Annotated in this window: 9 protein-coding genes; 7 read left to right on the forward strand and 2 right to left on the reverse strand. The window is 61.8% G+C overall.

The features are described from left to right. Positions 1 to 102 precede the first annotated feature (102 nt). From E4656_RS02630 to crcB (E4656_RS02660), 7 genes are all read left to right on the forward strand, one after another. The gene (locus tag E4656_RS02630; RefSeq protein WP_135480920.1) at positions 103 to 1,716 is read left to right on the forward strand and encodes an ABC transporter substrate-binding protein; all 1,614 of its coding nucleotides are present in this window, start codon (positions 103 to 105) and stop codon (positions 1,714 to 1,716) included. A gap of 419 nt (positions 1,717 to 2,135) precedes the next feature. Next, positions 2,136 to 3,116, forward strand: coding sequence for an ABC transporter permease (locus E4656_RS02635; protein WP_135480922.1), 981 nt, complete (start codon positions 2,136 to 2,138; stop codon positions 3,114 to 3,116). Next, positions 3,113 to 4,852, forward strand: coding sequence for an ABC transporter permease subunit (locus E4656_RS02640; RefSeq protein WP_135480924.1), 1,740 nt, complete (start codon positions 3,113 to 3,115; stop codon positions 4,850 to 4,852). The genes E4656_RS02635 and E4656_RS02640 overlap by 4 nt, the downstream gene beginning before the upstream one ends. Beyond that, positions 4,849 to 7,152 (forward strand): dipeptide ABC transporter ATP-binding protein, encoded by a 2,304-nt coding sequence (locus E4656_RS02645; RefSeq protein ID WP_135480926.1) that lies wholly within the window; start codon positions 4,849 to 4,851, stop codon positions 7,150 to 7,152. The genes E4656_RS02640 and E4656_RS02645 overlap by 4 nt, the downstream gene beginning before the upstream one ends. Before the next feature lie 114 nt (positions 7,153 to 7,266). Next, positions 7,267 to 8,619 carry a M48 family metalloprotease gene (locus E4656_RS02650; protein WP_135480927.1) on the forward strand — a complete coding sequence of 451 codons (1,353 nt, stop codon included), beginning with the start codon at positions 7,267 to 7,269 and terminating at the stop codon, positions 8,617 to 8,619. Beyond that, the gene (gene crcB, locus E4656_RS02655; protein WP_135480929.1) at positions 8,604 to 9,041 is read left to right on the forward strand and encodes a fluoride efflux transporter CrcB; all 438 of its coding nucleotides are present in this window, start codon (positions 8,604 to 8,606) and stop codon (positions 9,039 to 9,041) included. Before E4656_RS02650 ends, crcB (E4656_RS02655) begins: the two co-directional genes overlap by 16 nt. Continuing rightward, the gene (gene crcB, locus E4656_RS02660; RefSeq protein ID WP_135480931.1) at positions 9,038 to 9,448 is read left to right on the forward strand and encodes a fluoride efflux transporter CrcB; all 411 of its coding nucleotides are present in this window, start codon (positions 9,038 to 9,040) and stop codon (positions 9,446 to 9,448) included. Before crcB (E4656_RS02655) ends, crcB (E4656_RS02660) begins: the two co-directional genes overlap by 4 nt. Before the next feature lie 68 nt (positions 9,449 to 9,516). On the opposite strand, the gene aceF is transcribed toward crcB (E4656_RS02660), so the two are convergent. Both aceF and aceE read right to left on the reverse strand, forming a co-directional pair. Continuing rightward, entirely contained in the window at positions 9,517 to 11,445 is a 1,929-nt protein-coding gene (aceF, locus tag E4656_RS02665) for a dihydrolipoyllysine-residue acetyltransferase (protein ID WP_135480933.1), read from the reverse strand. Positions 11,446 to 11,488: 43 nt separating this feature from the next. Beyond that, a complete protein-coding gene (gene aceE, locus E4656_RS02670) occupies positions 11,489 to 14,146 on the reverse strand; it encodes a pyruvate dehydrogenase (acetyl-transferring), homodimeric type (protein WP_135480935.1) in 2,658 nt (885 codons plus the stop codon). Between the last annotated feature and the right edge of the window lie 74 nt (positions 14,147 to 14,220).

Raw genomic sequence — 14,220 nt, forward strand, 5'->3', positions numbered from 1 at the left:
TTCTCGTACAGCGTTGTTGACGCGGCCGGGATTTGACCTTGGCTTTCGGTCTGGATAGGGTGATTTGGGTCTCTGAAACCAAAAAAAACAGCAGGCCCCATCATGACAAAGCAATCCAGTAAGCCTCGACTAACTTCTCTGGCGGCCATGGCCGCAATTGCCGGCTTCTCTGCCACGCTGGCAACCGCTCAGGAGCGTGTAGCGCCCATTGAGCTGATCACCACCACCGAATCCTACGACCCCATCCGTTACGAAGCCGCTTTCATGATCGCCGAGCGCTGGCGTGAGCTGGGTTTCGAAGTCAGCGTTGCTCCTACCGAATTCAGCACCGCCCTGGAGCGGTTCTATGACCAGCAGGACTTCGATGCCACCATCCTCGGCTGGAGCGGTCGTGTTGACCGGCTGGACCCGCAGTTCTTCCTGTCCACGCTGGATTCGCGTCAGGCTGGCCTGAGTGGCAACAACCCGGGCGGATATGACAATCCCGACTATGACGCGCTGCTGGACGAACAGTCGCGCGAGTTTGATGTGGACCGTCGCCAGCAACTGGTGCGGGAGATGCAGGAACTCTACAAGCCGGACATGCCGCTGGTGGTCCTGTTCCACCGCGATGAAGTGGTGGCCTACAACCACACCACCTTCGACGGTTTCGAGCCCATGGCGGGTGAAGGCCTCTACAGCGAGTGGGGTCCGATGGAAGCCGTGCCGCAGGGAGATCGTCAGACGCTGCGCATTGGCGGGCCACAGGAGCCGGACAATCTGAACCCGCTGGATTCCACCTCGGTCTGGGGCTGGAAGTGGATGCGTCTGTACTATGATCGTCTGGTGCGTCTGAGTGCTGACGTCGAGCCGCTGCCCTGGGCCGCCGCAGAGGTCAACGCCATTGACGACACAACCGTTGAAGTGGTGCTGCGTGAAGGCATGACCTTCCATGATGGCGAACCGCTGACCGCCGAAGACGTCGCCTTCACCTTCAACTACTATCTGGATCAGGAATACAGTTACTTTGCCTCCTACACCTCGGTGCTGGACAATGCCGAAGTGGTGGACGAGCGCACCGTGCGTTTCAATCTGAACGAGCCTTCGGCGTCCTTTGCCAGCATTACGCTGTCTCAGTTGCCCATCCTGCCGCAACATCATTGGGAGGACATCGAAGACGCCTCCACACTGGCGCCGGAAGACATTCCGATGGTCGGTTCCGGGCCGTTCCAGTTCGAGCGTTTTGATCGTGGCGAGTTTATGGCCATCAGCAGGTTCGAAGATCATTTCCATGCCGATGAAATTGCCGTGGATGGCGTCGAGTTCATCATCTACGCCGATATGGAAGGTGTCTACACCGGCCTGCAGACCGGCGAGATCGACATGACTGCCTGGCGCATGGAGCCGGGTCAGATTGGTCTGGCGGAAGATCAGGACCACCTGACCGTGGTCAGTGTGCCTGACTTCGGCTACTTCCACATGACCTACAACCTGCGTCGTGAACCCTTTGATGACCGCGCCGTGCGCCGTGCCCTGGCCATGGCCAGCGACCGCGAGCGCATGGTCGATGTGTTACTGGAAGGTCGCGGCGAAGTCGGCAGCAGCGTGATTGCACCGGTCAATACCTTCTGGCATGAACCCTTCGTCGAGCGCCTTGATTTTGACATGGACGCTGCGCGCGAAGAGCTCGAGGAAGCCGGTTATTCCTGGGATGACGACGGCTACCTGGTGCACTGAAGCAGAGCGAGTGTCCTGTCTGGTTAATTCGGCGACTCTCTGCGTGCGGTCTGCGGTCTCTGGCCAAGGCGACATCCCGCCGGCGTGGTGGGCCCACTTCAAGGGATGTCAACACAGGCCAGGGGCCGCAGAGGCACGCCCTCCGGGAGCCCCTGAAGCGCTCTGATAGCGGCGTTGCGATGTTTCGATTTGGAGCCACCAGACCTTCAACATCGCGCCTTGCTCTCAGAGCGCTCAGTGGCTCAGAGCAGTGTCGAATTAACCAGACAGGACACTAGTGTCCTGTCGGGGTGAGTGGTCTGCGGACCACCTCACCCCTGTCTGAATCGGCCCCGCCAGCGGCGGGGCTTCTCTTGTACTACCCCGCCTGAACGCCGCCACCGGCGACGCGGGGCCGTATGGTTGACGAGAATCCAGCTATGTCAGCGCGCAGAAACTATATTATCCGCCGTGTCATGCACGGTTTTCTGGCCTTGTTCATCATCGCCACCCTGTTGTTTTTCCTGTTTCGCCTGGGTCTGCCAGACCCGACCGCGGCCCTGATCACCGAAGGCCTGACGCCGGCCGAGCGCGAGCAGATCCGCGCCCGTTTCGGGCTTGAGCGCCCCCTCTGGGAGCAGTACCTGATCTACCTGGGCAATATCGTGCAGGGTGATTTCGGCTTCTCGTTTCACTACCGGGCGCCGGTAGCCGACATCATCTGGGAACGCCTGGGCAACACCATGGTACTGATGCTGCCCGCCATTGCCCTGGCCTATGCCGTGGGTGTACCGCTGGGTGCATGGCTGTCCTGGCGGCGGGGTTCCGGCACCGATACCACGGGTATCTTTGTGGGTCTGATGTTCCGCTCCGCACCCATGTTCTGGACCGGCATGATCGCCATCCTGTTCTTCGGCATCTACCTGGGCTGGCTGCCGACCAGCGGCATGCGCACGCTGCCCTACGAGGCCAGCGGTTTCCTGGACAAGATCTTCACGCTGGATTTCCTGCATCACCTGATCCTGCCGGCTCTGGTGGTCGCTCTGTATTACCTGGGCTCGCCCATGCTGATCATGCGCAACACCATGCTGGAGGTGTACGGCGAGGATTTCATCGAGATGGCCCGCGCCAAGGGCCTGCCGGAGCGGCGCATTCTCTACAACCACGCCGCGCGCAACGCCCTGTTGCCGGTGGTGACGCAACTGGCTGTCACCATTGGTCTGGCTGCCGGCGGCCAGGTGGTGGTCGAGGTTGTGTTCTCCTGGCCCGGCCTGGGGCGTGAAATACTCAATGCCGTGCGCACCTCCGACTTTCCTCTGGCGCAGGCCAGCTTCCTGGTGATGGCTGCCTTTGTGATCACGCTGAACCTGCTGGTGGACATGCTGTATACATTGCTGGATCCGAGGGTGAGCTTCAAATGAGATCATCAATACTGAAAAGCGCCGCCGAGCCGGCGCGGGCCATAGTCAGTGATCGCATTGCACTGACCGGCTTTATCGTACTGGCCGCCATTGTGGCCATGGCCCTGTTTGCACCCCTGCTCGCCACCCATGATCCGCTGCACATCAATGAGCTGGAAGAGGGCACATTGATGCAGCGTACACAGGCAGAAGACGGATCGGTGCGCTGGGTGCTGTCCGAGCCTCTGGGTGATGTGACGGTCTATGACGCCGCCTGGCAGGATGGCGTTGGCATTGCCGTGGCCCGGGGTGGCAACGTATACCGCTACGATGGCCAGTGGGCGGCGCTGGATGCGCCCTTCACCGAGTCACTGCGCGCGGTGGCGGTGAGTGCCGCCGGGCGGGCGCTGATTGTGGGTGAGGGCGGCATCATGGCCCTCTATGACGATACCACCGGTGGTTGGCAGCAAGTCGATGCCCCCGAGTCCGTTGATCTGCATGCGGTGGCCTGGTCGGACGACGATACGGCCTGGGTTGTCGGTGAGGAGGAGACGATCTGGCGCCTGGACCTGAGCACCGACGCCGTCAGCATTGAAACCCTGCAGAGCCCGGTCAACCGCGGGCTGGACCTGAACGGGATCGCTTTTGATGCCGACGGCTCGGGACTGGTGATCGGTGAACGCGGCGTGGTGCTGCAGTTCGACCCTGATAACGACAGCTTCAGCCTGCTGCGGCTGCCCACCAACCGCACTCTGAACGATATCCATCTGACCGCAGACGGCACCGGCCTGATTGTCGGTGAACGGGGTACTCTGCTTGCCCGTGAAGGTGCTGATGCCGACTGGGTGGTAGAGGATGCGCCGGATTCGCGCGCCATCAGGGCAGGCTGGATCGGCAGCGAGGGCGAGGCCATCGCCGTGGCACGCAACGGCATCATCATGGAACGCCATGGTGATGGCTGGCATCTGGCCTCGACGCAGGGCGCGCGCCATCTGCGGACCCTGATGGTCACCGAAGATCACTTCTACGCGCTGGGCTCGGATCGTTTCGTGAACCGGCTGTCACCGCCGACGTCCGAGCACTGGTTTGGTACCGATCATCTGGGTCGGGATCTCTACAGCCAGAACGTCTACGGCTCGCGCATCGCACTGCTGGTCGGTTTTCTCGGCGCGGCGCTGGTCGTTCTGATCGGGGCCAATGTGGGTCTGATCGCCGGCTATTTCCGGGGCCGCACCGAAACCGTACTGATGCGCACCGTGGATGTGATGTACGGCATACCCTTCGAGCCGTTCGCGCTGATCCTGGTACTGCTGTTCGAGCCGAGTCTGCTGATTGTCATTCTGGCGGTATCACTGCTGACCTGGCGTACCGTGGCGCGCCTGATTCGTTCGCAGGTGCTGTCGCTGCGCGAGCGACCCTTCGTCAAGGCCGCCCGCGTGGCCGGCGCCTCGGATCTGCGGATCATGTATATCCACATATTTCCCAATGTCATGCCGCTGGTATTCCTCGAACTGGCCATCATTGTGGGGGTGTCCATCATTGCCGAGGCCACCCTGTCGTTCCTGGGTCTGGGGCCGCCGCAGTCCATATCCTGGGGTGGTATCCTGCACAACGCCCGCCTGTCCGGCGCCTGGCGTGATGCCTGGTGGTGGAACCTGCCGCCGGGGATTTTCATCATGATCACGGTGTTGTCGGTATTCTTCATTTCCAGATCACTCGAGCTGGTGGCCAATCCGAGACTGAGGGCACGTCGATGAGCACAGAAACCATGTTGTCGGTTGAAGATCTGGCTATTCACTATGCCACGGGCTCGGGGCCGGTGCAGGCAGTGGACGGGGTCAGTTTCGATATCAGGCCGGGCGAAGCGCTGGGTCTGGTAGGTGAATCAGGCTGTGGCAAGACCACCGCGGCCAAATCCATGCTGCGCCTGCTGCCGCCCAATGGCAAGACACCGCGCGGCCGCATCGATTTCCAGGGGCGCAATCTGCTCGACCTGGACGAAGAGGGCATGCGGCGGGTGCGCTGGAAGGACATCGCCTGGATTTCGCAGGCGGCCATGAATGCGCTGGACCCGGTCTACACGGTGGGCGACCAGATCGTGGAAGCCATGCAGGCGCATATCTCCATCAGCAAGGCGGATGCCTGGACGCATGGCGAAGACCTGTTCCGACAGGTGGGCATAGACCCGGATCGTCTGAGTGCCTACCCGCACGAAATGAGCGGCGGCATGAAGCAGCGCGCGGTCATTGCCATGGCCCTGGCGCTGGACCCCAAGTTGATCGTGGCCGATGAGCCGACCACGGCGCTGGATGTGGTGACGCAGGCGCAGATTCTGGCCCGTCTGACCCGCCTGCGGCGCGAGCGCGGCCTGGCGCTGATGTTCATCACGCATGACATTTCAGTGGTGGTGCAGACCTGTGACCGGGTGGCGGTCATGTATGGCGGTCATATCATGGAGACCGGGCCGGTGCGGGCCGTATTCGGCGAGCCGTTCCATCCCTATACCATGGGCCTGACCAACGCCTTTCCGACGCTGGAAGGCGCCCAGCGTGAGCTGATCTCCATCCCCGGGGCACCGCCCAACCTGCTCAATCCGCCGGCGGGCTGCCGCTTTGCCGAGCGGTGCCCCTTTGCCACCGACCGATGTCGCAGTGAGACGCCGGCCCTGCAGGATGTGGGCGAGGGCCGCCAGGCGGCCTGCCATTATCCGGAGCGGGCGGTGGAGTTTCGAGTGCAGGCCATGCGCAACGACACCTGGCAGGTGGTGGGTGAGCGCCTGGGGGAATATGTGCAGACCGGGGTGCCGCTGGAAAAGACACAGTCGCGGGACCGCCTGATGCAGGTGGACAGGCTGACCAGGGAATTTGATGTCGATGGCGGTCTGCTGGCGTCACTGCCATGGCGCAAGAACGTTGAGCGCAAGGTGCATGCGGTCGACAGTATCAGCTTTGATCTGTATCAGGGCGAGGTGCTGGGTCTGGCCGGCGAGTCCGGCTCGGGCAAGACCACCACCGGCGAAATGCTGGTGCGGCTGCAGGACCCCACCTCCGGCGACATCCTGTTTGACGGGCAGAATATCGCGGAGATGCGCAAGGACGACCTGAAGCAGTTCCGGCGCAGCGCGCAGATGATGTTCCAGGACCCCTATCAGACGCTGAATCCGCGCTTCACCATCTATGAGATCGTCTCTGAGCCGGTTTATATTCATAAACTGGAGCCGGACGAGGCGGCGGTGCACAAACGCGTACGGCTGGCGCTGGAACGGGCCGGGCTGAAGCCGGCGGAGACCTACTGGGAGCGTTATCCGCATGAACTGTCCGGCGGCCAGCGGCAGCGCGTGGCCATTGCCCGCGCCATTGTCACCGAACCGCGCTTTATCGTTGCTGATGAGCCGGTGTCGATGCTGGATGTGTCGATCCGGGCCGGTGTGCTCAATCTGATGCGGCGCTTCCGTGACGAGATGGGCATCTCTTTCGTCTATGTCAGTCATGACCTGCCGACCATCAGCTATGTGACGGACCGAACGGCCATCATGTATCTGGGCCAGATTGTTGAAATCGGGCCGACCGAGACCATTGTGCGGGAGCGCAAGCACCCCTATACGCAGCTGCTGATGGATGCCAGCCCAGAGCCGGACCCCTCCGTGGTCAAGCCACCGCTGGAAAGCGCCGGCGAGATTCCCAGTGCCGTGGAGCCGCCGAACGGCTGCCACTTCCATACCCGTTGTCCGCATGCGATGGCCCATTGCGGCTGGGAAGGTCGGGACGTGCTGACGGCAATATCCGAGTGGCGGATCGCCGGTGAAACCACCAGTACGCTGGGACCGGCCCGTATCGATGGGCTGGATGTGGTCTTCAGTCCTGCCGGGGGCGCCAGTGTCGAGGCCATGCAGGCAGAGGCCACGGCCATCATGCAGGCCCGGCATGACGCGCTGGTGCAGGCTGCCGAGTTTGTACCGGAAACGGGTGCGCTGCGTATCCGGTTCGGGCACGTGGATTCGCCCCAGCACCGACTGCTGGCAACGGATCATTCTGTGGCCTGCTATCTGTACGACTGACCGGAGCGCCCGGGCACGCAAGAGGGCACTCCGGTAACCGGGTTGCCCTCTTGCCTTGCCGCGCAATCTGCACGATAGTCAGCAGTATTTCCGTTGCTCGTGAGGATGCATGGCATGTGTCAAACCCCTGCTCGTCGCTTTGCTGATCCTGTTGCCGGCCGTGTGACGCGGCGTTCCCTGATTCAGGGCCTGACGCTGGCCTCGCTGGGCGTGGCGGCGCCAGTCTGGCTGGGAGGCTGTTCAGTGAATCCGGTTACCGGTCGCCGGCAGCTTATGCTGCTGAGCCGGCAGGATGAAATCCGTATTGATCAGCAACAGTCTCCCCATCAGCTGTCTGCCGATTATGGCGTTACGGCCGATGATCGCCTCAACCGGTATGTCGACGAACTGGGGCAGGGCATCGCCCGCATTTCACATCGGCCGGACATGCCGTACAGCTTTCAGGTCGTCAATGCCAACTACATCAACGCCTACGCCTTTCCCGGCGGCACCGTGGGTCTGACCCGCGGCATCATGCTGGAAATGGAGGATGAAGCCGAGCTGGCGGCGCTGCTGGGCCATGAAGTGACCCATGTTACGGCGCGTCATGCCGGTCAGCGGGCCTCCCAGGGCATGCTGGCTCAGGTGGCGGTCGGTACGGCGGTGGCCGGCGCCGGTGAAACGCAGATGGCCGGCGTTGTCGGCGCGGTGGGGCAGATCGGCGCCGGCGCCCTGCTGTCGCGCTACAGTCGTGACAATGAGCGGGAGGCTGACCGACTGGGCATGGATTACATGGCGGAAGCCGGGCACAACCCGGAAGGCATGATCGGCCTGACCGGCATGCTGACTTCCCTGTCTCGCCGCAAGCCGAGTGCGATTGAAGTCATGTTTGCCAGCCATCCGACCGGGCAGGAGCGGCTCGACAATGCCCGCAACCAGGTGCGTGACTTTACGCGCAGTCAGCGCGAGCGTAACCGGCAGAAAGAGCGCTATCAGGACATGATCGCGCCCATCGTGCGCATCCGCCCGGCCATTGAGGCCATGCAGGAAGGCGAGCGGCATCTGGCCCAGGGCGATGCGGCTGCAGCAGAGACAGCGCTGCAGCGGGCGCTCGAGCAGGCGCCGGAGGATTACACCGGGCTCATGCTGATGGGCAAGCTGCAGCTCAGTCAGGAGCGTTTCGATCGGGCGCTGTCGTGGTTCGAAGATGCTGCGGCGAGTCTGCCCGGAGAAGCACAGGCGGTGCAGTATCAGGGGCTGGCCCAGCTCGGCAGCCGTCGTTATGATCGTGCGCTGGATCGGTTCGAGCGCTATGAGGAACTGTTGCCGGGCAATCCGGGCACGGACTTCCTGCTCGGCTACAGCCATGAGAATCTGGCCAATCGGTCTCAGGCCGCAGAGCGGTATCAGCGTTTTCTGCAACAGGTACAGCAAGGCGCCCAGGCGGAACACGCCTATCGGCGTCTGGTGGAATGGGGGTATGTCTGATCGCGGTAACGAGTCTTTTTGCCTCCCTGCTGCTGGTGGCTCTGGGCGGCGGCGCGGGTGGCTGGCTGCGCCACAGTGTAGGGCAATGGGTTGCCGAGCATGCCGGCAGTGAGTTTCCCTGGGGCACCCTGGTGGTCAATGTCAGTGGTGCCCTGGTACTGGGTCTGCTGGCGGGGTTGTTGTGGGCCCCGGCTCTGCTGACCGGTGTCAATCTGACTCAGGTGCCGGTGTGGTCGCTGGTTGTGCTCGGTCTGCTGGGCAGCTATACGACAGTATCCTCTTTCAGCCTGCAGACCCTGGAACTGATGCAGCACGGGCGCTTTGATCGGGCGCTGCTGAATGTGGTGCTGTCGGTGTCACTGTCCGTTGCCGTGGCTGCCCTGGGCTGGGGACTGGGCAGTCTGCTGCGGGGGTTGGCATGACGCTGGCGCAGCGCCAGGGGCTGGCCGTGGCCGCCGGCAGTGCTCTGGGTGCGCTCGCCCGGCTGTGGGTGTCCGTGCTGCTCTACAGCGCCCCGGGGCTGACCTTTCCCTGGTCCACTCTGACCGTCAATGTTCTGGGTTCGCTGCTGATCGGTGCCTGTGCGGCCCTGACCGCGCCGGAGGGCCGCTGGCAGTTGGGTCTGGAAGCCCGCCTGTTTCTGATGGGCGGCTTCTGCGGCGGCTTTACCACCTTTTCCTTTTTCAGTCTCGAAACCCTGCTGCTGCTCGGACAGGGCAACTGGCCGCTGGCATTGCTCTATGTCGGCCTGACGCTGTTGCTGTGTCTGCTGGCTGTGGCTGCCGGATTCCACGGCGGGCAGTTGCTGCAGACACAAAAAAGCCGGTAGTCTCTCTACCGGCTTTCAGGTTTTTCCGATGCCTCCCGGCGGAGGCATCGGTTCTTTCTACAGCAGGGCTACAGCAGGATGCGTCGCAGGTCCTGCAGCGCCTGGCACAGATAGGTCGTGAAGCGGGCCGCATCGGCACCATTCACGGCTCTGTGGTCGTACGACAGCGACAGCGGCGTGAAGGTGCGCGGCTCGAAGCTCTGCCCGTTCCAGTGCGGTTTCACCTGATTCTTCGAGACCCCGAGAATCGCCACCTCGGGTGCATTGACGATCGGCGTGAATGCCGTGCCGCCGAGGCCACCCAGGCTGGAAATGGTGAAGCAGCCACCCTGCATCTCGTTGCTCTTCACCTTGCCCTGACGGCCCCGCTGCGCGAAATCGATGATCTCTTCGGCAATCTGCCAGATGGACTTCTTGTCCGCATCGCGGATCACCGGCACGATCAGGCCGTTCGGTGTATCCACGGCCAGACCGATATGCACATAATGTTTCTGGACCAGATGGGTGCCATCGGCCTTCAGCGATACATTGAACTGCGGGAACTCATGCAGTGCCGCTGCACAGGCCTTGACCAGGAACGCCAGCGGCGAAATTTTCACGCCGCGCTTTTCCATTTCCGGTTTCAGTGACTGGCGGAAGGCTTCCAGATCGGTCACATCGGCCTCGTCGAACTGGGTGACATGCGGAATGTTCAGCCAGTTGCGGGCCATGTTCGCAGCCGTGAGCTGCTGGATGCGGCTCATTTCCTTTTCTTCGACTTCACCGAACTTGCTGAAGTCCTGATCGGGCACGGCCGGTATGCCGGCACCGCCGGTGACTTTCTCCGGCTGGCGCATCTTCTTCTTCACGAAGGCGGCAACATCGTCCTTGACGATACGGCCACGCGGGCCGGTGCCGTTCACCAGCGCCAGATCGACGCCGAATTCACGGGCCAGCTTGCGTACTGCCGGACCGGCATGCACGGGCTTGGAGGGTCGCACGATCTCGTCATCGTCAGCGCCAACAATAGTCGGCGCCTGATAGCCCTCGGTGCCTTGCGGCGCCGAGGCCGTGCTGGCAGGGGCGGGCGTATCCGAGGACTTTTCGGTGGCCGGGGTGCTGGCGGGTTTGGCACTGCCGCCGGCTACCTTCAGCTCGATCAGCAGGTCGCCTTGCTTCACTTCGGTGCCGACCTCGACCTTGACCGAAACCACTTCACCGCCCTTCGGAGAGGGCACTTCCATGGAGGCCTTGTCGCTTTCCAGCGTCACTATGGGGTCGTCTTCGTTCAGCGTATCACCCGGCTTGACGTGGACTTCAATGATATCCACGGCGCCGTCGGTACCGATGTCAGGTACCTTGATCGACTCCACACTGCCTTCGGCTTCGGCGGTGTCACTGTCCGAGGTGCTTTCCGCAGCCGGCGCGGCGGCTTCATCACTGCTGTCAGCATCACCGGCGGCCTTGATTTCGATCAGCAGGTCGCCTTCCTTGACCTGATCGCCTTCCTTCACCTTGACCGCGACCACTTCGCCGGCTTCGGTGGCCGGTACTTCCATGGAAGCCTTGTCGCTTTCCAGCGTCACGATGGGGTCGTCGATATTCAGCATGTCGCCCGGCTTGACGTGTACTTCGATGATGTCCACCGGGTCGTCACTGCCGATGTCCGGCACCTTGACCGGTTTGACGGCGCTGCTGCCACTGCTCTTTTTGGGCGGTGCAGACTGCTTGCTGCTTTCTTTGGTCTCGGCCTTGGGAGCGTCGTCGCTGCTGTCGGCACTCTCCACCTCAAGATAGAGGATCTCGTCGCCTTCACCGATCTCGTCACCTTCGCTGACCTTGACGGTGCTGACCTTGCCGGCCATGGGTGCGGGCACATCCATGGAGGCCTTGTCACTTTCCAGGACGATCAGGGTGTCATCTTCTGCAATCGTATCGCCCGCTTTGACGCTGACCTCGATGACGGTCACCTTGTCGCTGGTGCCAATATCGGGCACTTTGATAATTTCAGTCGCCATAAAAGCTCCTTGTCCCGCCGCCCTGCGCGGGGCGGCCGGAGAGTTATACAGTCACAGGGTTCGGCTTGCCGGGATCAAGATCAAACTTCTTGAACGCCTTGGTCACTTCGCTGGGCTTGATCACGCCTTCATCGGCCAGAGCCTTGAGGGCGGTAACAGTGACCCAGTAGCGATCCACTTCAAAGAAGTGGCGCAGCTTCTGGCGACTGTCGCTGCGACCAAAGCCGTCGGTGCCCAACACGTGGTAGGACGCCGGGACCCAGCCCCGAATCTGATTTGCATAGTTCTTGATGTAGTCGGACGACGCAACGACCGGCCCGGTGCGACCCTTCAGTTGCCGGGTCACAAAGGCTTCCTGTGGCTCCTTCTCCGGATGCAGCAGGTTGTTGCGGTCCACATTCAGGCCATCCCGGGTCAGCTCGTTGTAGCTGGTCACGGCCCAGACATCGGCGCTGACACCAAAGTCATCTTTCAGAATCTTCGCGGCGGCGCGCACTTCATTCAGAATGGAGCCGCTGCCGAGCAGTTGAACGCCTTTCTTCGCCTTGCCGACATTGTCTTCCAGCAGGTACATGCCGCGCTTGATGCCTTCCTCGGCACCCTTGGGCATTTCCGGATGGTGGTAGTTTTCGTTCAGCGTCGTGATGTAGTAGTAGACGCTTTCCTGCTCCTGAACCATGCGGCGCAGGCCATCCTGCACAATGACCGCCACTTCATAGGAGTAGGTGGCATCATAGGTCACGCAGTTCGGGATGGTGCCAGCCAGGATATGGCTGTGCCCGTCCTGATGCTGCAGGCCCTCACCGTTCAGCGTGGTGCGCCCGGAGGTGCCGCCGATCAGGAAGCCGCGTGCCTGGCTGTCGCCGGCCGCCCAGGCCAGATCACCAATGCGCTGGAAACCGAACATGGAGTAGTAGATATAGAAGGGCACCAGCACATGGTTGTTGGTGCTGTAGGAGGTCGCGGCGGCAATCCAGGAACTGAAGGCGCCGGCCTCGTTGATGCCTTCCTGCAGGATCTGGCCGCCCTGGTCTTCCTTGTACCACATGACCTGGCCTTTATCCTGCGGCTCGTACTTCTGCCCTTCCGGGGCATAGATGCCGACCTGGCGGAACATGCCTTCCATACCGAAGGTACGTGCTTCATCAGGCACGATGGGCACGATGCGGTCGCCGATGTCCTTGTCCTTGGCCAGGGTGCTCATGATGCGCACCAAAGCCATGGTGGTGGAAATCTCGCGCTTGCCGGTGTCCTTCAGCAGGCCGCTGAAGGCATCCAGGGCCGGAACCTTGGGGATCTCGTCGGCATTGGTACGCCGCGCCGGCAGGTAGCCGCCCAGAGTCAGGCGACGCTTCTTCATGTACTGCAGTTCCGCAGTGTTTTCATCCGGACGATAGAACGGAATCTTGCCGTCTTCCAGATCCTTGTCACTGATCGGCACATTGCAGCGGTCACGGAAGGCTTTCAGGCTGTCCACATCCAGCTTCTTGAGCTGGTGGGTGGCGTTCTGGGCTTCGCCGGCAGCAACCCCGTAACCCTTGACCGAGTGGGCCAGAATAACCGTGGGCTGACCGGTGCGCTCGAACGCCTGCTTGTAGGCATTGTACACCTTGTAGGGGTCATGCGCGCCACGTGCCAGATGGTAGATCTCATCGTCGGTCATGTCCTTGACCAGCTCGGCCGTTTCCGGGTAGCGGCCAAAGAAGTGCTCACGGGTATAGGCGCCGCCGTGGGCCTTGTAGGCCTGCAGTTCACCGTCGACTACCTCGTCCATGCGCTTCTGCAGCAGGCCGCTCTTGTCGCGTGCAAACAGCTTGTCCCAGCCGCTGCCCCAGACCACCTTGATCACGTTCCAGCCGGCACCGCGGAAGACGCCTTCCAGTTCCTGGATGATCTTGCCGTTACCGCGCACCGGGCCATCCAGACGCTGCAGGTTGCAGTTGATGACGAAGTTCAGATTGTCCAGTTTTTCCCGTGCCGCCAGTGAGATGGCACCCAGGCTTTCCGGCTCGTCGCACTCACCGTCACCCAGGAAGGCCCAGATCTGACGGCCCGGCTTGACCTGTTCGCGGTGCTCGAGATAACGCAGCACATGCGCCTGATAGATGGCCTGAATCGGCCCCAGACCCATGGATACGGTCGGGAACTGCCAGTATTCGGGCATCAGCCAGGGGTGCGGGTAGGAGGAAATACCCTTGCCATCGACTTCGCGGCGGAAGTTGTCGATCTGGTCTTCGGACAGGCGGCCCTCGACAAAGGAGCGCGCATAGATACCGGGAGAAATGTGACCCTGGTAGTAGATCAGGTCGCCGCCGTGCTCTTCGCTCGGGGCGCGCCAGAAATGGTTGAAGCCGATATCGTAGAGCAGGGCGGAAGACTGGAAGGATGACATGTGTCCGCCCAGGTCATCGCCGCTCTTGTTGGCCCGTACCACCATGGCCACGGCATTCCAGTTGATATAGCCCTGGATCTTGCGCTCCATCTCCAGATCGCCGGGGTACTTGACCTGCTCGGTGACGGGGATGGTATTGCGGAAGGGTGTATTGATGGCGAAGGGCACATCGGATGTCGATGTATTCGACACCTCGTTGGAAAGCTGCTTGAGCAGGTACTGGGCCCGGTCGGCCCCTTCATGCCGGACGACTGATGCGAGGGCATCAAGCCATTCCTGCGTTTCAATTGGATCAATGTCTCGTTCCATAGTCCGCTTAACCTCGTCGTCTGCGGGGTTTCAGAAATCGCAACTGCATGGCCACTTTGGCCCTGCATTAATGA

This window comes from Natronospirillum operosum, from assembly GCF_004768465.1.
GTDB lineage: Bacteria > Pseudomonadota > Gammaproteobacteria > Pseudomonadales > Natronospirillaceae > Natronospirillum > Natronospirillum operosum.

Bases quoted from the DNA above. Each gene is read 5' to 3' on its own strand.
- E4656_RS02630 (WP_135480920.1), top strand. From the start codon at position 103: ATGACAAAGCAATCCAGTAAGCCTCGACTAACTTCTCTGGCGGCCATG.
- E4656_RS02635 (WP_135480922.1), top strand. From the start codon at position 2,136: ATGTCAGCGCGCAGAAACTATATTATCCGCCGTGTCATGCACGGTTTT.
- E4656_RS02640 (WP_135480924.1), top strand. From the start codon at position 3,113: ATGAGATCATCAATACTGAAAAGCGCCGCCGAGCCGGCGCGGGCCATA.
- E4656_RS02645 (WP_135480926.1), top strand. From the start codon at position 4,849: ATGAGCACAGAAACCATGTTGTCGGTTGAAGATCTGGCTATTCACTAT.
- E4656_RS02650 (WP_135480927.1), top strand. From the start codon at position 7,267: ATGTGTCAAACCCCTGCTCGTCGCTTTGCTGATCCTGTTGCCGGCCGT.
- crcB (WP_135480929.1), top strand. From the start codon at position 8,604: ATGGGGGTATGTCTGATCGCGGTAACGAGTCTTTTTGCCTCCCTGCTG.
- crcB (WP_135480931.1), top strand. From the start codon at position 9,038: ATGACGCTGGCGCAGCGCCAGGGGCTGGCCGTGGCCGCCGGCAGTGCT.
- aceF (WP_135480933.1), bottom strand. From the start codon at position 11,445: ATGGCGACTGAAATTATCAAAGTGCCCGATATTGGCACCAGCGACAAG.
- aceE (WP_135480935.1), bottom strand. From the start codon at position 14,146: ATGGAACGAGACATTGATCCAATTGAAACGCAGGAATGGCTTGATGCC.